General features: G+C 68.1%; 20 protein-coding genes and 1 tRNA gene. 5 read left to right on the plus strand and 16 right to left on the minus strand.

Annotation, left to right across the window (positions count from 1 at the left end):
• Nucleotides 1-38 precede the first annotated feature (38 nt).
• Nucleotides 39-1,346 (plus strand): MFS transporter, encoded by a 1,308-nt coding sequence (locus AADV74_RS09450; protein WP_342113393.1) that lies wholly within the window; start codon nt 39-41, stop codon nt 1,344-1,346.
• Between the two features lie 127 nt (nt 1,347-1,473).
• Here AADV74_RS09450 and AADV74_RS09455 read toward each other — a convergent pair whose 3' ends face one another.
• The 6 genes from AADV74_RS09455 to AADV74_RS09480 form a co-directional block, all read right to left on the minus strand.
• Entirely contained in the window at nt 1,474-2,577 is a 1,104-nt protein-coding gene (locus tag AADV74_RS09455) for an ABC transporter ATP-binding protein (RefSeq protein ID WP_342113396.1), read from the minus strand.
• Complete coding sequence (locus AADV74_RS09460; RefSeq protein ID WP_342113399.1) at nt 2,574-3,569, minus strand: ABC transporter permease; 996 nt, start codon at nt 3,567-3,569, stop codon at nt 2,574-2,576. Before AADV74_RS09460 ends, AADV74_RS09455 begins: the two co-directional genes overlap by 4 nt.
• Nucleotides 3,570-3,573: 4 nt before the next feature.
• Entirely contained in the window at nt 3,574-4,551 is a 978-nt protein-coding gene (locus AADV74_RS09465; protein WP_342113402.1) for an ABC transporter permease, read from the minus strand.
• Nucleotides 4,548-5,642 carry an ABC transporter ATP-binding protein gene (locus tag AADV74_RS09470; RefSeq protein ID WP_342113405.1) on the minus strand — a complete coding sequence of 365 codons (1,095 nt, stop codon included), beginning with the start codon at nt 5,640-5,642 and terminating at the stop codon, nt 4,548-4,550. Before AADV74_RS09470 ends, AADV74_RS09465 begins: the two co-directional genes overlap by 4 nt.
• A gap of 85 nt (nt 5,643-5,727) precedes the next feature.
• A complete protein-coding gene (locus AADV74_RS09475; RefSeq protein WP_342113406.1) occupies nt 5,728-7,392 on the minus strand; it encodes an ABC transporter substrate-binding protein in 1,665 nt (554 codons plus the stop codon).
• An 81-nt stretch (nt 7,393-7,473) separates the two neighbouring features.
• Nucleotides 7,474-10,041 carry a beta-glucosidase family protein gene (locus tag AADV74_RS09480; RefSeq protein WP_342113408.1) on the minus strand — a complete coding sequence of 856 codons (2,568 nt, stop codon included), beginning with the start codon at nt 10,039-10,041 and terminating at the stop codon, nt 7,474-7,476.
• A gap of 207 nt (nt 10,042-10,248) precedes the next feature.
• On the opposite strand from AADV74_RS09480, the gene AADV74_RS09485 reads away from it, so the two are divergent.
• Complete coding sequence (locus AADV74_RS09485) at nt 10,249-10,947, plus strand: TetR/AcrR family transcriptional regulator (RefSeq protein WP_342113410.1); 699 nt, start codon at nt 10,249-10,251, stop codon at nt 10,945-10,947.
• Between the two features lie 71 nt (nt 10,948-11,018).
• Here the strand turns inward: AADV74_RS09485 and AADV74_RS09490 are convergent, their stop codons facing one another.
• Nucleotides 11,019-11,543, minus strand: coding sequence for a hypothetical protein (locus tag AADV74_RS09490; RefSeq protein ID WP_342113412.1), 525 nt, complete (start codon nt 11,541-11,543; stop codon nt 11,019-11,021).
• Nucleotides 11,544-11,666: 123 nt separating this feature from the next.
• Here AADV74_RS09490 and AADV74_RS09495 point away from each other — a divergent pair, with 123 nt between their 5' ends.
• The gene (locus AADV74_RS09495; RefSeq protein WP_342113415.1) at nt 11,667-12,503 is read left to right on the plus strand and encodes a class II glutamine amidotransferase; all 837 of its coding nucleotides are present in this window, start codon (nt 11,667-11,669) and stop codon (nt 12,501-12,503) included.
• A gap of 18 nt (nt 12,504-12,521) precedes the next feature.
• Here the strand turns inward: AADV74_RS09495 and AADV74_RS09500 are convergent, their stop codons facing one another.
• The 3 genes from AADV74_RS09500 to dcd all read right to left on the minus strand — a co-directional run bounded on the left by AADV74_RS09500 (nt 12,522) and on the right by dcd (nt 15,012).
• Nucleotides 12,522-13,778 (minus strand): hypothetical protein, encoded by a 1,257-nt coding sequence (locus tag AADV74_RS09500; protein ID WP_342113417.1) that lies wholly within the window; start codon nt 13,776-13,778, stop codon nt 12,522-12,524.
• Nucleotides 13,768-14,316: a sigma-70 family RNA polymerase sigma factor gene (locus AADV74_RS09505; RefSeq protein WP_342113419.1), complete on the minus strand. Its 549-nt coding sequence runs from the start codon at nt 14,314-14,316 to the stop codon at nt 13,768-13,770. Before AADV74_RS09505 ends, AADV74_RS09500 begins: the two co-directional genes overlap by 11 nt.
• 90 nt (nt 14,317-14,406) lie before the next feature.
• Nucleotides 14,407-15,012, minus strand: coding sequence for a dCTP deaminase (gene dcd, locus AADV74_RS09510; protein WP_342113422.1), 606 nt, complete (start codon nt 15,010-15,012; stop codon nt 14,407-14,409).
• A gap of 57 nt (nt 15,013-15,069) precedes the next feature.
• On the opposite strand from dcd, the gene AADV74_RS09515 reads away from it, so the two are divergent.
• Nucleotides 15,070-15,143: transfer RNA gene (locus AADV74_RS09515), tRNA-Gly, on the plus strand.
• A gap of 121 nt (nt 15,144-15,264) precedes the next feature.
• Nucleotides 15,265-16,263: a TIGR00341 family protein gene (locus AADV74_RS09520; protein ID WP_342113425.1), complete on the plus strand. Its 999-nt coding sequence runs from the start codon at nt 15,265-15,267 to the stop codon at nt 16,261-16,263.
• Nucleotides 16,264-16,281: 18 nt separating this feature from the next.
• Here AADV74_RS09520 and AADV74_RS09525 read toward each other — a convergent pair whose 3' ends face one another.
• The 6 genes from AADV74_RS09525 to paaA are packed head-to-tail and all read right to left on the minus strand — an operon-like array spanning nt 16,282 to nt 20,859.
• Nucleotides 16,282-17,055, minus strand: coding sequence for an enoyl-CoA hydratase/isomerase family protein (locus AADV74_RS09525; RefSeq protein WP_342113428.1), 774 nt, complete (start codon nt 17,053-17,055; stop codon nt 16,282-16,284).
• A gap of 10 nt (nt 17,056-17,065) precedes the next feature.
• Nucleotides 17,066-18,277 (minus strand): 1,2-phenylacetyl-CoA epoxidase subunit PaaE, encoded by a 1,212-nt coding sequence (paaE, locus tag AADV74_RS09530; RefSeq protein WP_342113429.1) that lies wholly within the window; start codon nt 18,275-18,277, stop codon nt 17,066-17,068.
• Nucleotides 18,277-18,759 (minus strand): 1,2-phenylacetyl-CoA epoxidase subunit PaaD, encoded by a 483-nt coding sequence (gene paaD / locus AADV74_RS09535; RefSeq protein WP_342113432.1) that lies wholly within the window; start codon nt 18,757-18,759, stop codon nt 18,277-18,279. Before paaD ends, paaE begins: the two co-directional genes overlap by 1 nt.
• A complete protein-coding gene (gene paaC / locus AADV74_RS09540; RefSeq protein WP_342113434.1) occupies nt 18,753-19,586 on the minus strand; it encodes a 1,2-phenylacetyl-CoA epoxidase subunit PaaC in 834 nt (277 codons plus the stop codon). The genes paaD and paaC overlap by 7 nt, the downstream gene beginning before the upstream one ends.
• On the minus strand, nt 19,583-19,888 hold the full coding sequence (gene paaB, locus AADV74_RS09545) for a 1,2-phenylacetyl-CoA epoxidase subunit PaaB (RefSeq protein WP_056170287.1): 306 nt from the start codon (nt 19,886-19,888) through the stop codon (nt 19,583-19,585). The genes paaC and paaB overlap by 4 nt, the downstream gene beginning before the upstream one ends.
• Nucleotides 19,885-20,859, minus strand: a complete 975-nt coding sequence (paaA, locus tag AADV74_RS09550) for a 1,2-phenylacetyl-CoA epoxidase subunit PaaA (RefSeq protein WP_342113438.1) — start codon at nt 20,857-20,859, stop codon at nt 19,885-19,887. The genes paaB and paaA overlap by 4 nt, the downstream gene beginning before the upstream one ends.
• Between the last annotated feature and the right edge of the window lie 80 nt (nt 20,860-20,939).

The raw sequence follows: 20,939 nt of genomic DNA on the forward strand, positions 1-20,939 counted from the left end.
GCAGCGTGTCGTTCACCCCGCGGCATTAGCCTGAGCGCATGACCAGCACCGTTGCCGATCCGCAGACCACTCGAGGGCAGATCCTCGCGTGGGGCCTGTGGGACTGGGGATCGGCGGCTTTCAACGCCGTCGCCACCACCTTCGTCTTCACCGTCTACCTCACCGGCCAGGCATTCGGCGAGGAGGCCGCGGTGTCGGCCCAGCTCGGCTGGGCGCTCGGACTCGCGGGCATCGTGGTGCTCCTGATCGCCCCGGTGACAGGCCAGCGTTCGGACACGTCGGGCCGCCGCAAGCTCTGGCTCGCCGTGAACACCGCCGTGGTGGTGGCCTGCCTGGCCCTCATGTTCCTGGTGCAGCCGAGCCCCGACTACCTGCTGCTCGGGCTCATCCTGCTGGCCGTCGGCACGGTGTTCTTCGAGATCGCCGGCGTCAACTACAACGCCATGCTCGCCCAGATCTCGACGCCCAAGACCGTCGGACGCGTCAGCGGATTCGGCTGGGGCATGGGCTACATCGGCGGAATCGTGCTGCTGCTCATCGTCTACTTCGGCTTCATCAAGCCCGAGGTCGGACTCTTCGGCGTCACCGGCGACGATGGCCTCGCCGTGCGCGTCTCGATGGTGATCGCGGCGTTGTGGTTCGCGATCTTCGCCCTGCCCGTGCTGTTCGCCATTCCCGAGCTTCCGGTGACGGATGCCGCCAAGCGGGCCCGCGTCGGCTTCATCCAGTCGTATGCCGTTCTCGGAAAGGACATCGCCCGGCTCTGGAAGACCAGCCGCCAGACGGTCTACTTCCTGCTCGCCAGCGCCGTGTTCCGCGATGGGCTCACCGGCGTCTTCACCTTCGGCGGCGTGCTCGCTGCCGGCACCTTCGGCTTCTCCCCCGGCGACGTCATCATCTTCGCGATCGCCGCCAACGTCGTTGCAGGCATCTCGACCATCAGCGTCGGCTACCTCGACGACAGGCTCGGCGCCAAGCCCGTGATCATCACGGCGTTGGTCGGCCTCGTGATCTCCGGGTCGCTGGTGTTCCTCCTGCACGACGGCGGCACCGTGGTCTTCTGGATCTTCGGCCTCGCACTCTGCCTCTTCGTCGGCCCGGCGCAGTCGGCCAGCCGCACGTTCCTGTCCAGGCTCATCCCCGCCGGTCGCGAGGGCGAGGTCTTCGGGCTCTACGCCACGACGGGTCGGGCGGCGACGTTCCTGGCGCCCACGGCGTTCGCACTGTTCGTGACCATCGGCGGCGAGCAGTACTGGGGCATCCTGGGCATCGTGCTGGTGCTGCTCGTCGGGCTGCTCCTGCTCATCCCGGTGAAGGCGAACCAGGACCAGCTGGCCGATCGTTGACGTCCGGATGCGGTGAGCGGCCGAAGCGCTTCGGGCGGTCGCTGCGCTCGGCCCTCAGCGAGCGGCGGGAGCTTCGGGCGGTCGCTGCGCTCGGCCCTCTGCGAGCCGCGGGATCCTGAGCGGGTAGCTACCGCGCCAGCTCTGCGGGCAGCAGCGACTCGGCCTCGTGCAGCCAGCAGGCGACAGTGCGACCGGGCTCGGGCTTCGCCGGCGAGATCTGCAGCACGGGCTCCGCCGTCACGCACTTCTCCATGGCGAACGGACAGCGTGGGTGGAACTTGCAGCCCGTCGGCAGGTTCGCGAGGTCGGGAGGTGAGCCCGGGATGCCCGTGAGCTCTGTCTTCGGTCCCTTGAGGGGCGGGAACGACTTCAGCAACCCTCGGGTGTACGGATGCCGCGGACGACGGTAGAGCTCTTCGGCCGGGCCCTGCTCGATGATCTCCCCGGCGTACATGATGGCGATGCGGTCGGCGATCTCGATGAGCAGCGACACGTCGTGGGTGATGAAGATGACCGAGAATCCCATGCGGTCGCGCAGTTGCACGATCTGCTCGACGATCTGGCGTTGCATCACGACGTCGAGCGCCGTCGTCGGCTCGTCCATGATCAGGATCTGCGGCTCGAGGGCGAGAGCCATGGCGATCATCACGCGCTGGCGCATGCCGCCCGAGAGCTGGTGCGGGAAGGCACGCAGGCGTTCCGCCGGGATGCCGACGAGCTGCATGAGCTCCTTGGCGCGGTCCTGGCGCTGCTTCGACGACCACGTTGGCCGATGCACCTGGATGGCGTCGAGGATCTGCCTGCTGATGCGGTACACGGGGTTGAGCGAGTTCATCGCGCCCTGGAACACGATGGCGAGATCGCTCCAGCGCACGGCCCGCAGCTCGTTGTCGCTGAGCGACAGCAGCTCGTGCTCCTGCCCGTCGACGGCTCGGAAGTGCACCTCGCCCCCGGTGATGACTCCGGGCGGGGGGAGCAGCCGCGTCGCGGCGTAGGCGAGCGTCGACTTGCCGCATCCGCTCTCCCCGGCGAGCCCGAGGATCTCCCCGCGACCGAGCTGCAGGGAGACGCCTTTGAGGGCCTGCACGGCATTGTCTCCGTAGCCGTACTGCACGGACAGCTCGCGGATGTCGAGCACGAGGTCGTCGGCGAGCTGCGCCGGCGGCGGCACGACGCGCACGTCGGGGCGCGCCGAACGCTCGGAACGGGCCTGACGGGTCTGGGTGGTCATCGGCTGGCCTCTTCTTCGATCATGGCGAACGACGTGTCGATGGCGGGGATGGGCTCATGGGGCTTGGGTCGACGACGCGGCTTCGGTGGAGCGAGGTGGCCACGGGCGACGGGCGTGAAGCCGACGCGCGGGGTGATGCCGAGGCGCTTGAGGTCGCGCGAGCGGGCGGCTGTGGTGCGCAGCCGCGGGCTCACGTACTCGTCGATGCCGAAGTTGATGAGCGCCAGGGCCATGCCGACGAGGGCGATGCAGAGGCCGGCAGGCACGAACCACCACCACGCACCACGGGCCAGGGCCTGGTTGGACTGCGCCCAGAACAGGATGGTGCCCCAGTTCCAGTCGGAGATCGACGCGACGCCGATGAAGGCCAGCGTGATCTCGGAGAGGATGGCGAAGGTCACGGTGCCCACGAAGCTCGACGCGATGATGGCCGTGAGGTTCGGCAGGATCTCGACGGTGACGATGCGCCAGAGCGACTCGCCGTTGGCGCGGGAAGCCTGGATGAAGTCGCGGTTGCGGAGGGACAGGGTCTGCGCTCGCAGGATGCGGGATCCCCAGGCCCACGCCGTGATCGAGATGACCGCGGCCGTGGTGAACTCTCCCGCCGACGGCAACTGGCTCGAGATGATGATGATGAGCGGGAGCGCCGGGATGACCAGGAAGATGTTGGCGAGCGCCGAGAGGACCTCATCCGTCACCCCGCCGACGTAGCCCGCAGTGACGCCGACGATCACGGCGAGGAAGGTGGCGATGGCGCCCGAGACGAAGCCGACGACGAGCACGCCACGGGTTCCGACGAGCAGCTGCGACAGGATGTCCTGTCCGACCTGCGTGGTGCCCAGCCAGTGCTCCGGACTCGGCGGAGCGAGAGTCGCGTCGCCGAGGGCGTCGGGGTCGTAGGGGGCGATCCACGGCCCGATGATCGCGATGAGCACGAAGAAGCCCAGGATGATGAGCCCGGTCAGCGATTTTCGGTTGCGTACGAATCCCATGGTTCTAGTCCTGCCTGGTGCGCGGGTCGAGCACGACGTACAGGACGTCGGCGAGGAGGTTCGCCACGAGCACGGCGATGGTGATGACGAGGAAGATCGCCTGCATCAGCGGGTAGTCCTTGGCGTTCACGGCCTGGAACAGCACGAAGCCGATGCCCGGGTAGCTGAACACGATCTCGGTCACGAGGGTTCCACCCACGATGAAGCCGAGGGAGAGCGCGAAGCCCGAGATCTGCGGCAGCACGGCATTGCGGGCCGCGTAGCCCACCATGACGGTGCGCTCCTTGAGGCCCTTGGCGTGGGCGACCGTCACGAAGTCCTCGCTCGAGACCGTGACCATCATGTTGCGCATGCCGAGGATCCACCCGGCGATGGAGCTCAGGATGATCGTGATGGCCGGCAGGATGCCGTAGTAGAGCACCGAGCCCATGAACTCGACGTTCCAGCCCGGGACGGCCCCCCACGCGTAGCCTCCCGACGCCGGGAAGATCGGGATCCACACGGCGAAGATCATGATGGCGATGAGGCCGAGCCAGAAGTACGGAACGGCCGAGAAGAAGGTGGCGACGGGAAGCACCCCGTCGATCCAGCTGCCGCGGCGCCAGCCGGCGAGGACGCCGACGCTGGTGCCGATGATGAAACTGAGCAGCGTGGCGATGCCGACGAGGCCGATCGTCCAAGGCAGCGCCTGCGCGATCACCTCGGAGACCGGCGTCGGGTAGTAGGTGAACGAGAGGCCGAAGTCACCCCGCAGGATGCGCCCGATGTAGTTCCAGTACTGCACCCACAGCGGCTGCGGGTCGTCCATGCCGAACAGCGCCTTGAGGCTGGTGACGGCCGAACTCGAGATGGTGCCCTGGAAGCGGTTCATGATCGACTGCACGGGGTTGCCGGGCAGCATCCGCGGGATCAGGAAGTTGATGGTGACGGCCGCCCACAGGGTGATCGCGTAGAACGCGAGGCGACGGAGCAGGAACCTCATCGGGCGACTCCCAGTGCATCGGCGACGAACTCGGGGGCGGATGGCGCATCCGTGCGTCCGGTGGTGTCGTAGAGCCAACAGGCGGCCTGGCGCGGCACGGGGGCTGCGGCATCCGTCGCCGGATCGGTCGATGCCAACGACGCCGAGGTGACACTGACGGGAAGCGGCAGCTCGAGCAGGGGTGGAGCCTCGGAGCGGCAGAGCTCGCTCGCGAACGGGCAGCGCGGGTTGAAGCTGCAGCCCGTGGGCGTCTTCGCCAGGCTCGGCGGCTCGCCCTTGGCGCGGCCCTCCGGGTGCTCGGCATCGGGATCGGGGGCTGAGGCGATGAGCAGGTTCGTGTAGGGGTGCGCCGGATGCTGCGTCACGATCTCGCTGTCGCCGGTCTCGACCACGCGGCCGGCGTACATGACCATGGTGCGGTCGGCGAAGTACCGAGCGGAGGCGATGTCGTGCGTGATGTAGAGGATGGCGATGCGCAGCTCGTCGCGCAGTTCCCGCAGCAGATTGAGCACGCCGAGTCGGATCGACACATCGAGCATCGAGATGGGCTCGTCCGCGAGGAGCACCGACGGCGATGCGCCGAGGGCCCGCGCGATCGACGCCCGTTGGCGCTGTCCGCCCGAGAGCTCGTGCGGGTACTTGTCGACGTAGCGCTCTGTAGGGCGCAGGTGCACCCGCTCGAGCAGGGTGAGCACGGCGGCGTCGTGCTCCTTCCTCGAGAGCGCAGGGCTGTGGATGCTGACCGAACGATTGAGGGTGTGCCGCACGGGGTGCACGGGGTTGAGCGATGCGAACGGGTCCTGGAAGATCATCTGAACGCGCTTCGTGTAGGCGCGGAACGCGTGGCCGTAGCCCACCGTGATGCTCTCGCCGTCGAGCAGGATGTCGCCGGCGGTGCGCGGGATGAGCTGCGAGAGCAGCCGCGCGATCGTGGACTTGCCGGAGCCGGACTCGCCCACCAGGGCGACGACCTCGCCTTGTCGCAACGTGATGTCGACACCATCGACGGCGCGCACGATGCGCTTCTTGCGGAAGTGCCCGCTGGTGTAGTGCTTGGTGAGCCCGCGGGCCTCGAGAACGACGTCGTTCATGATCTCCTCTTCGAGACGGTGCATGTGCAGCGTTGCATGAGGGGCGGGGATCCGGAAGACTCCCCGCCCCTCACACGTCACTCACCTAGCCGTTGTTCGCCTCGAGGCTCATCAGAACCTGGGAGACGCTGGGCTGCGTGGGCTGCGGGTGGGCGTAGGGGTTGTCTGCCGACGGCCATCCCTTCCAGTACTTCTGCGAGAACTCGGCACCGAATGCGCGACCGACCGTGGGGATGGCCGGCACGTCGTCGACGAAGATCTGCTGCAGTCCGTCGAGCGCCGTCTGGCGTCCGGCGTCGTCCGTGGCCGCCACGTACTGGCTGAGCAGTTCGGTCGCCTTCGGGTTCTCGTAGCGTCCGAAGTTCCACTCGGCACTCTCACCGATCGGCACATTGAAGGTGCCGTTCATCGAGTTGGAGTAGATGTCGTAGGGCGTGATTCCCGTGTCGGTCCAGTGGTTGGTCGCCTGGAAGTTGCCCTGCGCGACGGCGTCGAACCACGGGTCGGCCGCCTGGGCGTCGACAGTGGCGTCGATCCCGAGCGGCTTCACCGAGTCGGCGATGATCTGCAGGCTGGCGAGGTAGTCCGACCACCCGGTGGGGTTGGTCAGGCTGAAGGTGACGGGAGTACCCGACGGGTCGATCAGCTTGTCGCCATCCAGCGTGTACCCGGCATCCGCCAGCACCTTCTTGGCACCGTCGACGTCGACCTCGTAGGTGGCGTCGGTGAGTTCCGAGCTGATGAACGGGTCACCGGCCGGCTGCGGCAGGCCTGTCTCGCTGGTGATCGCCGGCGATGTGGCCGAGTAGGCCTGCGTCGAGATCTTGTCGCGGTCGATGACCATGCTCACGGCCTTGCGCACGGCGGCGTCGTCGAACGGCTTCTCCTGGGTGTTGACGTAGAGCAGGTCGATGCCGAGACCCGCCGGGAACCAGGCGAGGTGGTTCGCCGGGTCCTTCGCGATGAAGACGTTCTCGTAGTCGGGGATGAACGTCCACGTCCACTGCACCTGGCCCGAGGTGAGGGCCGTCGTGAGTGCCGCGTTGTCGGTGAATGAGCTGTACTGCAGCGTCTTCACCGGCGGCTCCCCACCCCAGTAGTCGTCCCGCGCGGTGAGTGTGACGACCTGGGGCGTCCAGGTCTTCAGGGTGTACGGGCCCGACCCGACGGGCGTCTTGTTGACGTCGGTCTCGGGGTCGGCGATCTTCGACCAGACGTGCTCCGGCACGATGAAGGTCTGGTAGATGAACTGCTGGCGCACGTACTGCGAGGTCTCGAAGCCGACCGTGACGGTGCCGTCACCGTTGTCGGTGACGTCGGTGATGGGCAGTGCCGAGACGTTCAGTGCGGCGTTGTCGCGCAGCAGCTCGAATGTGTAGACGTAGTCATCTGCGGTGATGTCCTCGCCGTCAGACCACTTCGCGCCGTCGCGGACGGTGAACGTGATGGCCGTGTAGTCGTCGTTCCACGCGAATTCCTCCGCCAGCCACGGGGTGCCCGGCTTGCTCGGCTCAGCGAGGTTGAACTGAACGACGGGCTCGTAGATCGCCCAGCGGTAGCCCAGCTGGGATCCGGCTGCCGTGGAGAGGAACGGGTTCGAGTTCTCGGTGATCGCGCCGTTCGGCATGGCGATCGTGAGCGGCTTGTCGCTGCCTCCGCCCGAGTTGTTCCCCGAAGAGGGGGAGCAACCGGAGAGGACGAGTCCGGCGACGGCGAATGCCGCCGCAGCCATGATGAGCTTTTTTCTCATCTGAATGCCTCCTTGCATCTCATTTGTGTGTCGAGCGGATGCCCGTGGTGCGTGTGGTGCTTCGTGGTGGTGGACTCCCCCTCAGGAGACCGCAAGTGCGGCCCCGAGACGGAGATCTCGGCTGGATCGTCCTGCGACGACACGATACGTGCCGGCGGGGAGTCGCCAGGTCGCGGCATCCGTCGACCAGATCTCGAAGGATCGTCTGGCCAGCGGGATGTCGACGGTGATCTCGACACCGGGTTCGGCGTCGACGACTGCGAAGCCGGCCAGCCAGCGCACGGGGCGCTGAGGGTCGGCTGGTTCTGCGGGCGCCTCGAGGTAGACCTGCACGACCTCGCGGCCGGCGCGCCGGCCGGAGTTGGCGAGGGTGATGGAGGCCGTGGCCAGGGTGGTTGCGCCCCCGGCGGCCGCGCTCTCGGCACCGGACGCCGGCGCATCCGTCACAGCGATCCCGCGGTACTCCCACGTCGTGTACCCGAGCCCGTAGCCGAACTCGCGGGCCGGAGTGAGGCCGTGACGGTCCCAGCCGCGGTGGCCGACGTCGATGCCCTCCGGATAGTCGACGAAGCCGTCGACGGGGAGGCCGTTCGCCACGGGGACGTCGGCCTCATCGGCCGGAAGCGTCCAGGGCAGGCGGCCCGAGGGCTCGATGGCTCCGGTGAGCACCGCGGCGAGCGACGTGCCGGCCTCCTGGCCGGGCAGCCACCACCAGAGGGCGGCGGGAACCTCGTCGAGCCACGGCAGGATGACCGGGGCACCGGCGTTCACGACCACGATCGTGCGCGGATTGGCCTCGAGCACGCGGCGCACGAGCTCGTTCTGATGGCCGGGCAGGTCGAGGTTCGGGCGGTCCCAGCCCTCTGACTCCGTCTCGGGGTTGGTTCCGATGACGACGACGGCCACATCGGATGCCCCTGCAGCAGCGACCGCCTCGGCGATCTCCTGCTCCACGGACAGCCCGGGCTCGCGGTAGCGCAGGTGCAGCCGCACGAAGTCGCCGTAGGCGTCGGCCTGCACGACCTGCAGCACGGCCTCGATGTGCACGACGCGGTCGGCGTCATCATCCGGAAGCACGGCCGTGAAGGTCTCGGGGTTCGCGTAGGAGGAGTTGAGCACGACCTCGCTGCCGACGCGGGCGGGCGACTCGCTGAGCAGCACGCCGTCGACCTCGATGCGGTGTGACCCGACGGGGGCGAACTCGATCGCGTGGTGCCCGCCGCCGGCGACGCTCACGTCGGTGGTCAATCGCACGTCGACGACGCGCGGATCGAGGATGTCGAACCAGATGTGGGCGGCATCCGTGATCACGCTCGTGTCGACGACCGCGCCGCGGGAGTCGAGGTGCTCGATGAGCATTCCGGGGGCGCCGTCAGGGGTGGAGAGCAGCTCGCTCGGCATCGCGGGGGCGCCGGCCTCGCTCACTCCGCCGCGGTGCAGGGTGACGGATGCCGTGGGCAGGGCCTCACGCAGAGCCGCGACGGGGTCGGCCACCAGCGGGGCGCGCACGAAGGCGCTGCCGCCGCCCTGGGTGAAGAGCTTCGCAGCGTTCGGCCCGATGAGGGCGACGCTCGTGGTGTCGGTGCCGAGCGGGAGCAGGGCGCCATCGTTCCGCAGCACGACCGTGGAGCGGGCGGCCAGCTCGGTGAGGAGTGCGCGGATCTCGGGGGCGTCGGGCTCGGGGGAGGCATCCGTCGCGTCGAACGAGGGAACGTCTCCGGCGCTGCCGGTGAGTGCTCCGACGCGCTCGGCGAGGAGCAGAATGCGCGCCACCTTGTCGTCGATGACGTCGATCGGCACGCGGCCGTCGCGGACAGCCCGGGTGAGGTTCTCGCCCCACGGGCCGCCGGGGCCGGGCATCACGAGGTCGAGTCCGCCGAAGGCGGCCTCGACGGTGTTCTTGGTCGCCAGCCAGTCGCTGATGACGACGCCGTCGAAGCCCCACTCACCCTTGAGGATGCCGTTCAGCAGCGGGCCGTGCTCTGTCGCCGTGGCCTCGACGCCCTCGAGGGCGAGACCGTTGTAGGCGGCCATGATGGTCCAGACGCCGGCCTCGACCACGGCCTCGAATGGCGCCAGGTAGACCTCGCGGAGGGTGCGCTCGTCGATGCGGGAGACGTATTCGGTGCGATCGGTCTCGGTCTCGTTGGCGATGAAGTGCTTGATGCAGGCGGCGACGCCCTGCTCCTGCAGCGAGGAGATGAAGGCGACGGCGAGCTGCGTGGTGAGGAAGGGGTCTTCCGAGAGGCACTCGAAGTGGCGACCGCCCACGGGCGTGCGCTGCAGGTTGACGACGGGTGCGAGCACGACGTCGACGCCCTTTCGTCGGGCCTCCCCTGCCATCAGCGTGCCGATGCGCGCCTGCAGGTCGACGTCCCACGTGGCGGCCGTGGCGCTGGGTGCCGGCAGCTGGGCCGACGGTCGCCCGTCGCCGTCGACTCCGCGCACGCCGATGGGGCCGTCCGACACCGTGACAGTGCGCAGCCCGATCGCGTCGATGTTGTGCAGAACCCACGTTCCGGCCCCGGTGAGCAGGGCGACCTTCTCGTCGAGCGGGAGCCCGGATGCGAGAGCGGCTGTGTCCAGCGCTGCGACGGAAGCGGTGCTCCGATCGACCGACCGGCCGGTGGCTGTGGTGCTGAGGGTCACGCCTATACTCCAGATCAGAGCTCGTCATTGAGTGATGTTGGTTATCGTGGCACACTTACTTACAAGTCAGTAAGTCACTGCGGTAACGCTTTGATAACGGCGTCGAACTCGCCCGCGACTCGCTCCGGAGACTTCCGCGATGAGGCCGGCAGCTTCGAGAATGTGTGAGTGCCGACAGGAGCCGTCGGCACGATGGAAGGAACGACCGTGGCCGATACGGCACAGACCGCGACCCGGGTGGTCTCAGCGGCCGACAGGGTGCAGCGCCCGCAGGCCCGCACGCTCGAGCGCCGCGAAGCCGTGCTGCAGGCGGCCATGCAGGTGTTCGGTGCGCGCGGCTACAACAAGGGCGCGCTCGTGGAGGTGGCCGAGCAGGCCGGCATGACGCACGCCGGCGTGCTGCACCACTTCGGCTCGAAGGAGGGCCTGCTCATCGCCGTGCTCAAGTACCGCGACGGCATCGAGGTCGCCGGTGTCGAGGCACGCGAGCAGGCCGAGGGGCCGTCCTTCCTCTCGCACATCATCGAGACGGTCGCCGAGAACACTCATCGCCCCGGAGTCGTGCAGACCTACGCTGTGCTGTCGGCCGAGTCAGTGACCGACGGTCACCCGGCCCAGGAGTACTTCCGCGACCGCACCACCGTGCTGCGCGAGAAGATCGCCGGCGTCCTCGGTGAGGTGACCGAGGGTCACGCCTCCCGGCAGGACCTCCTCGATGCCGCATCCACTCTCATAGCCGTGATGGACGGCCTGCAGGTGCAGTGGCTGCTCGATCCGGATGCCGTCGACATGCCCCGCATCGTCACGAAGACCCTCGATGAGCTCGTCGACCGCCTGATGAGCGGCGCGGCGGCGCCGAGTGCCGTCGAGCGGGCGAACGCACTGGTCGACCCGACCGGTCGCTGACCCGCCCGTCGGTGACTCACCCGGTCGCTGAGGTCCGGACGGAGTCCGCGGCCGAAGCGCAGCCGAACGCGTCAGCTCAACCGCACGGCCTCGTTGTGCTCCGTGGGCTCCCAGGTGCGACCGTCGTCGTTCGAGACCCAGGCGTCCCAGACGTAGCTCGTCTCCGTGATCGCGCTGAAATTCCACCGGATCGGCCGCTCGTCGGTCTGCGATCCGTCCTGGCGGATGCCGTCGCGGTGTCGGCTCGCAACAAGGTGGCAGAAGTCCCCGGTCTGCGGGGCGAAGAAGCTCACACGCCAGAGTCCGGCATCCGGATCGTAGACGCGCACACCCGTAGCGAGAGTCTCCATGACCTCGGGGTCATCCGCGCTGGGCACGACCTCGACGTCCTGGATCGCGTGGCCGCCGAGGATGAACGAGACGATCCAGGTGAACTCACGTTCCTTCCAGGTGCCGGATGCCTCATCGAGACGTCGGCCCTTCACCGCCCACGAACCGACCAACGAGCCGAACCCTCGCGCGTACACGCTGCTCTCGGGCGCCGGACCATCGGCGACGAGGGCCGCCGTGAACGCGGACGTGGTGACGGGACTCATACTCAGACGATACCGGGGCCGGGTTACAGACAGGTGTCCGGTACGCAGGCATCAGCGGGTGACGCGGTCGCACAGCACGAGTAGCATCACGAGCATCGATGACGATGCTACGGAGGTTGCGACATGTGCCGTTGGCTGGCCTACTCGGGCGAACCGCTCCAGCCGTCCACGTTGATCCTGGACGCTCAGCACTCCCTCGTGGCACAATCGCTCAATTCGCCACTCGGAGCCGAGACCGTGAACGGAGACGGCTTCGGATTCGGCTGGTATCCGAGGGACGACCGCACGCGCGGCATCCCGGCGCTGTTCCACAGCATCGAGCCAGCGTGGCACGACGAGAACCTTCGCGAGATCACCCAGGCCGTCGAGAGCCCGCTGTTCTTCGCTCACGTGCGCGCCGCCGGCGGTCCTCCCATCCAGCAGACCAACTGCCATCCGTTCCGTCACGAGAACTGGATGTTCATGCACAACGGGTTCCTCTCCGACTTCGGCAAGTACAAGCGCGACCTGACGTTCGCGGTCGATCCGTCGCTCTACCCGGCCATCCACGGGACGACCGACTCGGAAGTGCTCTTCCACCTCGCGCTGACCCTCGGGCTCCAGGAGGACCCGATCGGCGCGATGGCGAAGGCCGTGCGCATGGTCGAGTCAGTCGGCCGCGAGCACGGTGTCACGTTCCCGATGCAGGGCACGCTCGCGGTCTCGGACGGGACGACGCTCTGGACCTTCCGCTACTCGAGCCAGGGGAAGACGCGCACGCTGTTCCACTCCGTCGGCATCCCCGCCCTGCGCGAGATGTACCCGGATGCCGAGCGCCTGGACCTCTTCGGCGATCGGGCGCGCGTGGTCGTCTCCGAGCCCCTCAACAACCTGCCCGGCGCGTTCGTCGAGGTGCCGGAGAACACCGTCGCGATCCTCGACGATGACGGGTACGAGTACCAGCCGTTCCTCGCCGACTAGCGGCCTACGGGCTCCGAGTCAGTCTCCGAACAGCGCCTGCTCGATGTCTGCGGTGTAGCCGTCAGGAGAGACGAAGGTCCATTCGGTGGCGGACCAGATGCCGTCGCGGATGAAATGCGACTCCCCCTGCGCGCCATCCGGGACCTGTTCCTCCGTCACGCAACGCGTGCCGCCGTGCTCCGCGTAGCAGGAGAAGCCGATCTCATTCATGCGCTCGATCACGGCAGCGGTCTGCTCGGGCGAGATAGATGCCAGGTCTGTCACCAGGCCACCGGTGTCGCTCGCGCCTGCAGGATTCAGCCAATGACAGGGAAGCGCAACCGCATCTCTGAGCACTGCGCGGAGCTCCTCGTCACGGGCACCGAAGATATCCGAGCCCTCCTCCTCGTCAGCCCATGGAGGATTCAACACAAGGCCCTGCATCTGCGGCGTCCAGTCCTTCGTGTAGATGTCATCGCAGTCGCTGGGGATCACGACAGGAGACGCTGGAGGCGCCGCAGGGGTCCCGAACAGCGCCGTGACGATGTCCTCCGTGTAGCCGTCGGGATTGATGCGGACCCACCGCGTGGCGACCCAGATTCCATCCCGGAAGAAGTGGGACTCGCCGAACCGGGCCTGGCCCGGCTCGGACTCGAGCTCACTCTCGATGTCGCAGCGGGTTCCCTCGAACTCGTCGCGGCACGCGTATCCAATCGATCGGGCGTGCTCGATCAGGCTGACCTGCAGTTCGGGCGCGATAGAGGCGACATCCGTGGCCAGCCCGGCCTCACCGAGGTGATCGCTCCACCGGCAGCCGAGGGAACTGCCGGCCTCGAGTGCCGGGCCGAACGTCGAATCGAGCGATGCGTACCTCTGGGAATTCTCGCCCAGTACCACCTGGCTGAACACGAGCCCACCCATCTCGGGCGTCCAGTCCTTCGTGTAGATGCCCGAGCAGTCGGTCGGGATGGTGACTGCGGATGCTGTCGTAGCCGGCGTTGGGGTGGGGGTTGCGGTGGGATCCGGGGTCGGCTCGGGCGTGGGCGTCGTCGTCTCCGCGAAGGGCGGCGGCGTCGTGTACTGCTCGGCCAGCGCGGGCAGGCCGAAGGCGGCGGTCACGGCGAGTCCAACCACGGCGAGCGCGGCGCCTCCGCCGGCGAGCAGCATCCGGGGCCGGCGTCGTCCACGCGAGCGACGGATGACCTGGCCCAGGTCGATGGTGTGAGCGGCATCCGTGTAGGTCGATCGCGCCGCGTCGTCGTGCAGGCTGGCGCGCAGCTCGTCTTCACTCGGCATGGTCGGATCCCTTCAGTGCGAGCGCTGTCTGGAGCGCGGAGTCATCAGCTGACAGTGCGACCGCCATCTTGCCCAGAGCGTCGCTGAGGTAGCGCTTGACGGTTCCGGATGCGATCCCGAGCGCCTTCGCGACCCCGTCGATCGTGAGGTCGTCGTAGTACCGGAGCACGATGCATGCGCGCTCGCGGGGCGTGAGCTTCGCGAGTTCCGCGTTCAGGTCGAGGCGGGCATCCGTCGCCCCTGCCGATGACTCGCGTTCCTCGGGGGTGACGTGCAGATGGGCCGTCGCCAGCCAACGGGAGCGGCGACGACCGGTGTCGAGATAGGAGTTGAGGATGGCGCGGCGCACGTAGGCCTCGGCGCTGTCGACGGTGAAGCCGTTGCGCAGACGCCCGAAAGTACGCACCAGGGCGTCCTGCACGAGATCGGCAGCGTCGTCGCGACTTCCAGAGAGCAGGTAGGCGTAGCGCGTGAGATTCACCCCGCGTTCTGCCACCAGGTCGGTGACGACCTTCTCCCAGCCTGACCTCTCGGCCATGGCATCCCCCTTCGACAAGTTCCTCTACCTGTCTAGACGACCACCTCGCAGAAAAGGTTGGGGCGACTCCGCGGTTCGTCCGTACTGGGCTCAGGCTCCGGGGCGACCGGCCTCAGTGCCCGAGACATCCGTTCGGTGGAAGTTCTGGAACGAGCGGGATGCCGTCGGCCCGCGCTGCCCCTGATAGCGGGAGGAGTACTCCGCCGAACCGTAGGGCTTCTCGGCCGGCGAGGTGAGCCTGAAGAAGCACATCTGGCCGATCTTCATGCCGGGCCAGAGCTTGATGGGCAGGGTCGCCACGTTCGAGAGCTCGAGGGTGACGTGGCCCGAGAATCCGGGGTCGATGAAGCCCGCGGTCGAGTGCGTCAGCAGGCCGAGGCGGCCGAGGGACGACTTGCCCTCGAGGCGCGCGGCGATGTCGTCGGGCAGGGTGACGGCCTCGTACGTGCTGCCGAGCACGAACTCACCGGGGTGCAGGATGAACGGCTCGTCGGGAGCGACCTCGATGAGGTGCGTGAGCTCGGGCTGGTCTTCCGCCGGATCGATGAACGGATACTTGTGGTTGTCGAACAGCCTGAAGAAGCGGTCGAGCCGCACGTCGATCGACGACGGCTGCACCATCGCCTCGTCGTAGGGCTCGAGATTGATGCGATCGGCGGCGAGATCGGCCTTGATGTCACGGTCGGAGAGAAGCACGTCGTCAGCCTAACGGCGCGGTTGCTAGTATTTCTCGCACGGCTTCATGGCCGTAACGCGGATGTAGTTCAATGGCAGAACTTCAGCTTCCCAAGCTGATAGCGCGGGTTCGATTCCCGTCATCCGCTCCATCTGACCGTCTGACGAACTTTCCCTCGGGCGGATCCGCGACCTGCATCCCGACCTGATGGGCCTGCCGCCCGCTGGCCGCTCGTGCCAGCATGGACGCATCGCTGCTCGAATGGAGCCGTCATGTCTCGTCTCGTCGATGTCCTCATCCCGACGTCGAAGCGCCAGCCGGTCGAATACCTGACCGACGCCCTCGATCTCGACAGCGGCGACAGGGTGAGCAAGCGCGGCGGCTTCCTCATCATGCTGATCCTCGCCGGGACGATCGCGATCGCCGGTATCCTGACCGATTCGACGGCCACGGTGATCGGCGCGATGATCATCGCGCCCCTCGGCACCCCGATCCTCGGCATCGGGCTCGGCATCGTCACCGGGCACATGGGGCTCGTCGTCCGATCGATCGCGTGGGTGCTCGCGGGCCTGGTGATCGTCGTCCTGCTCGGCCTGGTCTTCGCGGCCTTCGTGGCCACGCCGGAGAGCCTCGCCGCCAACTCCCAGGTCGTCGGACGCACGTCTCCCAGCCTGATGGACCTGGTCGCGGCGCTGGCCACCGGCCTGGCCGGCGGGTTCGCGATGTGCAGGAAGGACCTGAGCGCCATCCTTCCCGGCGTGGCCATCGCGATCTCGCTCGTGCCTCCCCTCGGAGTCGTCGGCGTGTGCGTCGGGCAGGGACTGTGGGAGGACGCTCTGGGCGCCCTGCTCCTCTTCCTGTCCAATGTCGTAGCCCTCGTCATCGCCAGCAGCATCGTCTTCACCGTGGCCGGCTACGCCCGCGAGCCTGGATCGTCGCCGGACGCGAACCGTCGACGGGCTTACACCGTCGTCGCCGTACTCACCGCGATCATCGCGATACCGCTGGCGGCCAACTCGGTCGCCTCGATCGAGATCGCCCGCTGGTCGGTCGCCATCCAGCAGACTACGCAGGCCTGGCTCGACGGCGAGGAGGGTGCGCGCACCTACGCGGTCGAGTGGAGCGGTCTCACGGCAACGCTCGACGTCACGACCGACGACGGCTCCGTGCCGCCGCTCGACGACCTGCAGACGGCGATGTCCGGTGTCGTACCCTCCTTCGTGGGCGTGGTCATCGACGTCGGTCAGGGCGTCGAGCACGTCGTGCAGTGACTCCCGCCGAGGCGGGAGTCAGCCGCGCCCGGTGAAGATCGGCGCGCGCTTCTCGCGGAAGGCGGCGAACCCCTCCCGGTAGTCCGCCGTGGAGCAGAGGGCGGCCTGCGCGCGGTTCTCGGCGTCCATCGAGCGCCACAGCCCCAGGCGCTCGTCGCGCAGGCCGGCGATCAGGCGCTTGCTCTCGAGGAACGCCTGGGTGGCCCCGGATGCCGCTCCTCGGGCGGCTGCGCGGGTCGACTCGAGCACCTGGTCATCCGGCAGCACCTGCGAGAAGAGTCCCGACGTGACAGCCTCCGTGCCGCTCATGAGACGCCCGGTGTAGATGAGGTCGAGGGTCTTGTGGGCTCCGAGCCGCTCGAAGAACAGGGCATGCCCACCCGAGTCGAGGGTCGCGCCGAGAGCGGCGAACGGTGAGCCGATCTTCGCCGACTCCGCCACGTAGACGACGTCGGTGGCGATGAGCAGGCCCAGGCCGACGCCGAGGCACGCACCGTGCGCGCTGGCGAAGGTGGGCGCCGGGAACCGGCTCATCCGTTCCAGCAACGGCGTGACGAGGTCGCCGAGGTAGCCCAGCACGTCGTCGGTGGCCGGGTCGACGTTCGCGATGTCACGGCCGGCGCAGAACGCGCGGCCCTCTCCGCGCAGCACGAGGGCCTGCACGCCGGATCGCTCGGCCTCGATGTAGGCCTCGAGCAACTCGGCGAGCGCCGCAGGGTCGAGAGCATTCAGGCGGGTCGGGGCATTCAGCACGACTTCGGCCACGCCGTCGACGATGCTCAGCTCGATCATGGGTCGACTCCTAGACGTCGTAATCGACGAGCACGTGCTCTGTCGTGGGATGGGACTGGCAGGTCAGGATGTAACCGCGCTCGAGCTCATCGGGTTCGAGAGCGTAGTTCTCCGTCATCTGCACGCTGCCCTCGAGGATGCGGGCACGGCAGGTGCCGCAGACCCCACCCGCGCAGGCGAAGGGGACATCGGGCCTGACGCGGAGGGCTGCGTTCAGGATCGACTCGTGGGCGCCCACCGGACTCTCGACCGTCGTGGACTGACCGTCGAGGGAGAACTCGATCCGCACCACCTCGTCACCGGCGCGTACGACCACGGGGCGGCCATGCTCGCCGGTCGGCCGGTCGTCCTCTCCGGTCGTGAACAGCTCGAAGCGAATGTGGGAGCGCTCGACTCCGACGCTCTCCAGGGTGTCTCGGCAGAGTTGCACAAGCTCGAACGGACCGCACAGGAACCACTCGTCGACGGTCGGCGGCGGGATGAGCACGTCGAGCATCCGGCGCAGCTTGCCCTCGTCGATACGACCGGACAGTAGGGGCGCGGTGCGCTGCTCCCGCGAGAGCACGTGGTGCAGGGCGAGCCGGGAGGGATACCGGTCCTTGAGGTCGCCGAGCTCGTCGAGGAACATGACGTCGAGGCTCGATCGGTTCGTGTAGACGAGGGTGAATCGCGCGGTGTCGGATGCCGCGAGCACGGTCTGGGCGAGCGACATGAGCGGCGTGATGCCCGAGCCGGCCGCGATGCCCACGATGTGCCGACCGTCGAAGTCCGCGAGGGAGGTGGTGAAAGTCCCCTGCGGACTCATCACGTCGATGCGGTCCCCTGCGTGCAGCTCACTGTTCGCCCAGCTCGAGAATCGGCCGCCGAGGTCGCGCTTGATCGCGACCGAGATGCTCCCCACGTCGGCGGCGCGGCGCGGCGGCCGGCAGATCGAGTAGCTGCGGCGAAGCTCATGCCCGTCGATGGTGGCGCGCAGGGCGACGTGTTGACCGGGCAGGTAGTCGTACTCGCCGATCAGCCCGTCGGGCACGGCGAACGTGACCTCGACGCTGTCGGCGGTGAGCGGCCGCACGGCCGCGACCTCGAGTTCGTGGAAGCGCGCACGCCGACGGCCCGGTACGGATGCCGCCGTACCGGCAGCAGTCGAGGCAGCGGTCGCGGTTGCGGTCGCGGTCGCGGTTGCGGTTGCGGTTGCGGTTGCGCCCAGGTTCCTGGCCGCCATCACAGCACCTTGAAGTAGTCGAACGGTTCCAGGCAAGCGCGGCACTCGTACAGCGCCTTGCACGAGGTCGAGCCGAAGCGCGCGATCTCCCGGGTGTCGAGCGAATCGCAGCGCGGGCACTTCACCGCCAGCGCGAGACGCACCGGCCCGGAGGGGCGCGCCACCGCGAGGCCGCTGGGTGCGGCGATCCCGTACCGCCGCAGCTTCTGCTTCCCCGTCTCGCTCATCCAGTCGGTGGTCCACGCCGGCGCGAGCACGAGCTCGACGGTCACCTCGTCATAGCCCGACGCGCGGAGCGCATCTGTCACGTCGTCCCGGATGGCCTCGACGGCAGGGCAGCCGCTGTAGGTGGGCGTGATGCGCACGCGCACCGCAGAGCCGTCCTCGTCGACGGCCCGCAGGATACCGAGGTCCTCGATGGTCAGCACGGGGATCTCGGGGTCGACGATCGTCGCGGCGACAGCCCAGGCTCGGGTCACCATGATGCCCCCGGATGCTGCCTCGCGAGCACCTGCATCTCAGCCAGGATGTAGCCGAGTGTGGAGAAGTGCCTGCCCGTACGGCCGCCGCCAGCGGCGATGAATCCGGCGGGCCGCACGAGGTCGGCCTCTCCCAGCACGGAGTCGATGACGGCATCGAATGCCGGCCGCATGGTCGACGGCCGCACGGCCACGCCCTCGAGCCGATCGACCAGCGGCTCATCGACGAAGAGCTCGTCGACGTACGGCCAGAGGTCGGCGAGGGCGAGTGTCATGCGGCGGCGGGACTCCTCGGTGCCGAGGGCGAGACGGAGAGTCCACTGCGTGGCGTGGTCACGGTGGTAGTCGACCTCCTTGACCGCCTTCGCCGCGATGGCGGCGAGGGTCGCATCCCGGGACGCGCACAGCCGCGAGTACAGCTCGACGAGGTAGACCGAGGCGATGAGCTGTCGGCCGATGGTGTGGGCGAAGTCACCATTGGGCTGCTCGAACAGCCAGGCACTCCGGAACTCCGGCTCGTCGCGCCAATAGGCGAGGTCGTCCTCGCTGCGGCGGGTCGCGGTGCCAGCGTAGCGCAGCAGGGAACGCGCGTGGCCGACGAGGTCGAGCCCGATGTTGCCGAGCGCCACGTCCTCCTCGAGCTCCGGAGCGCGGGAGATCCACCAGCCGAGCTGCTGGGCGAGCACGAGCGCGTCGTCCCCGAGCCAGAGTGCGTACTCCGCGACGTCGACGGATGCGACGGCATCGGTTTCACCGGCCAGCTCGGCCGACAGGGTGATCTCGTCGACGGAGACGGCGCCATGGGCGGACTCGGCATCCGGTGAGCTCACAGGTGCTTCACCCCCTCGCTGGCGGTGTAGTAGCTGGCGTGACGATAGTTCTTGCCGGCCGGGCTCTCGAACCAGGCACCCTTCGCGTCGGGGTCACTCGTCGTGATCGCGTCGGCCGGAACCACCCAGACCGACACCCCCTCGTTGCGGCGGGTGTAGACGTCTCGGGCATTGCGGACGGCCATCTCGGCGTCTGGAGCGTGCAGCGAGCCGACGTGCACATGGCTGAGACCTCGGCCGGCGCGCACGAAGACCTCCCACAGCGGCCAGGGCTCGGCCGGAGACTGGCCGGGGGTGCTCATGCGGCGGCCCTCCGCTCCGCCGCGCGCTTGGTGGCGTATGCAGCGGCGGCCTCGCGCACCCAGGCGCCGTCCTCGTGGGCATCGCGTCGGCGCTTCAGGCGCTCGGCGTTCATCGGACCCCGTCCGGCGAGCACCTCGTTGAACTCGGTCCAGTCGATTTCGCTCATGACGTACCGGCCGCTCGCCTCGTCGAATCGCAGTTCAGGATCGGGCAGCGTGACACCGAGGACCTCGGCCTGAGGCACCAGCATGCCGACGAAGCGCTGCCGTAGTTCGTCGTTCGTGAAGCGCTTGATGTTCCACTCCATCGACTGCGCCGAGTTCGGCGACTGGTCGTCGGGCGGGCCGAACATCTGCAGGGACGGCCAGTACCACCGGTCGACTGCGTCTTGGGCCATGCGTTGCTGGGCCGGCGTTCCCCGCATGAGTTCGAGCAGGATCTCGAAGCCCTGCCGCTGGTGGAAGGACTCCTCCTTGCAGATGCGCACCATGGCGCGGCCGTACGGTCCGTACGACGCCCGGCAGAGCGGCACCTGGTTGCAGATAGCGGCACCGTCGACGAGCCATCCGATCGCGCCCATGTCCGCCCAGGTGGGTGTCGGATAGTTGAAGATCGACGAATACCGCGCCTTTCCGGCGATGAGCGCGTTCATCATGTCGTCGCGCGTCGTGCCCAGAGTCTGGGCTGCCGAGTAGAGGTAGAGCCCGTGTCCGGCCTCGTCCTGCACCTTGGCCATCAGGATGGCCTTCCGCTTCAGGCTGGGCGCCCGGGTGATCCAGTTCGCCTCGGGCTGCATCCCGATGATCTCGGAGTGGGCGTGCTGGGAGATCTGGCGCACGAGCGTCCTGCGATAGGCATCGGGCATCCAATCGCGCGGCTCGATACGTCCGTCGGCCGCGATGATGGCTCCGAACTGCGCTTCCTCCGGCGTCGGGTCGCTCGCCACGGCGAGGTCTGCGGGGCTGGTCATCGTCGACTCCTCGATCAAGATCGGCTTTACTTACCGATCGTTCAGTTAGTATATAATCGTTTCCCGCGGTCGGCAATCGG

The sequence above is a fragment of the Leifsonia stereocauli genome, from assembly GCF_038432415.1.
In the GTDB taxonomy this organism is placed as follows: domain Bacteria; phylum Actinomycetota; class Actinomycetes; order Actinomycetales; family Microbacteriaceae; genus Orlajensenia; species Orlajensenia stereocauli.

Excerpts from the sequence above, each read along its gene's own strand:
- AADV74_RS09450 (WP_342113393.1), top strand. The coding sequence starts at position 39 with ATGACCAGCACCGTTGCCGATCCGCAGACCACTCGAGGGCAGATCCTC.
- AADV74_RS09455 (WP_342113396.1), bottom strand. The coding sequence starts at position 2,577 with ATGACCACCCAGACCCGTCAGGCCCGTTCCGAGCGTTCGGCGCGCCCC.
- AADV74_RS09460 (WP_342113399.1), bottom strand. The coding sequence starts at position 3,569 with ATGGGATTCGTACGCAACCGAAAATCGCTGACCGGGCTCATCATCCTG.
- AADV74_RS09465 (WP_342113402.1), bottom strand. The coding sequence starts at position 4,551 with ATGAGGTTCCTGCTCCGTCGCCTCGCGTTCTACGCGATCACCCTGTGG.
- AADV74_RS09470 (WP_342113405.1), bottom strand. The coding sequence starts at position 5,642 with ATGAACGACGTCGTTCTCGAGGCCCGCGGGCTCACCAAGCACTACACC.
- AADV74_RS09475 (WP_342113406.1), bottom strand. The coding sequence starts at position 7,392 with ATGAGAAAAAAGCTCATCATGGCTGCGGCGGCATTCGCCGTCGCCGGA.
- AADV74_RS09490 (WP_342113412.1), bottom strand. The coding sequence starts at position 11,543 with ATGAGTCCCGTCACCACGTCCGCGTTCACGGCGGCCCTCGTCGCCGAT.
- AADV74_RS09495 (WP_342113415.1), top strand. The coding sequence starts at position 11,667 with ATGTGCCGTTGGCTGGCCTACTCGGGCGAACCGCTCCAGCCGTCCACG.
- AADV74_RS09500 (WP_342113417.1), bottom strand. The coding sequence starts at position 13,778 with ATGCCGAGTGAAGACGAGCTGCGCGCCAGCCTGCACGACGACGCGGCG.
- AADV74_RS09505 (WP_342113419.1), bottom strand. The coding sequence starts at position 14,316 with ATGGCCGAGAGGTCAGGCTGGGAGAAGGTCGTCACCGACCTGGTGGCA.
- AADV74_RS09520 (WP_342113425.1), top strand. The coding sequence starts at position 15,265 with ATGTCTCGTCTCGTCGATGTCCTCATCCCGACGTCGAAGCGCCAGCCG.
- AADV74_RS09525 (WP_342113428.1), bottom strand. The coding sequence starts at position 17,055 with ATGATCGAGCTGAGCATCGTCGACGGCGTGGCCGAAGTCGTGCTGAAT.
- paaE (WP_342113429.1), bottom strand. The coding sequence starts at position 18,277 with ATGGCGGCCAGGAACCTGGGCGCAACCGCAACCGCAACCGCAACCGCG.
- paaD (WP_342113432.1), bottom strand. The coding sequence starts at position 18,759 with ATGGTGACCCGAGCCTGGGCTGTCGCCGCGACGATCGTCGACCCCGAG.
- paaB (WP_056170287.1), bottom strand. The coding sequence starts at position 19,888 with ATGAGCACCCCCGGCCAGTCTCCGGCCGAGCCCTGGCCGCTGTGGGAG.
- paaA (WP_342113438.1), bottom strand. The coding sequence starts at position 20,859 with ATGACCAGCCCCGCAGACCTCGCCGTGGCGAGCGACCCGACGCCGGAG.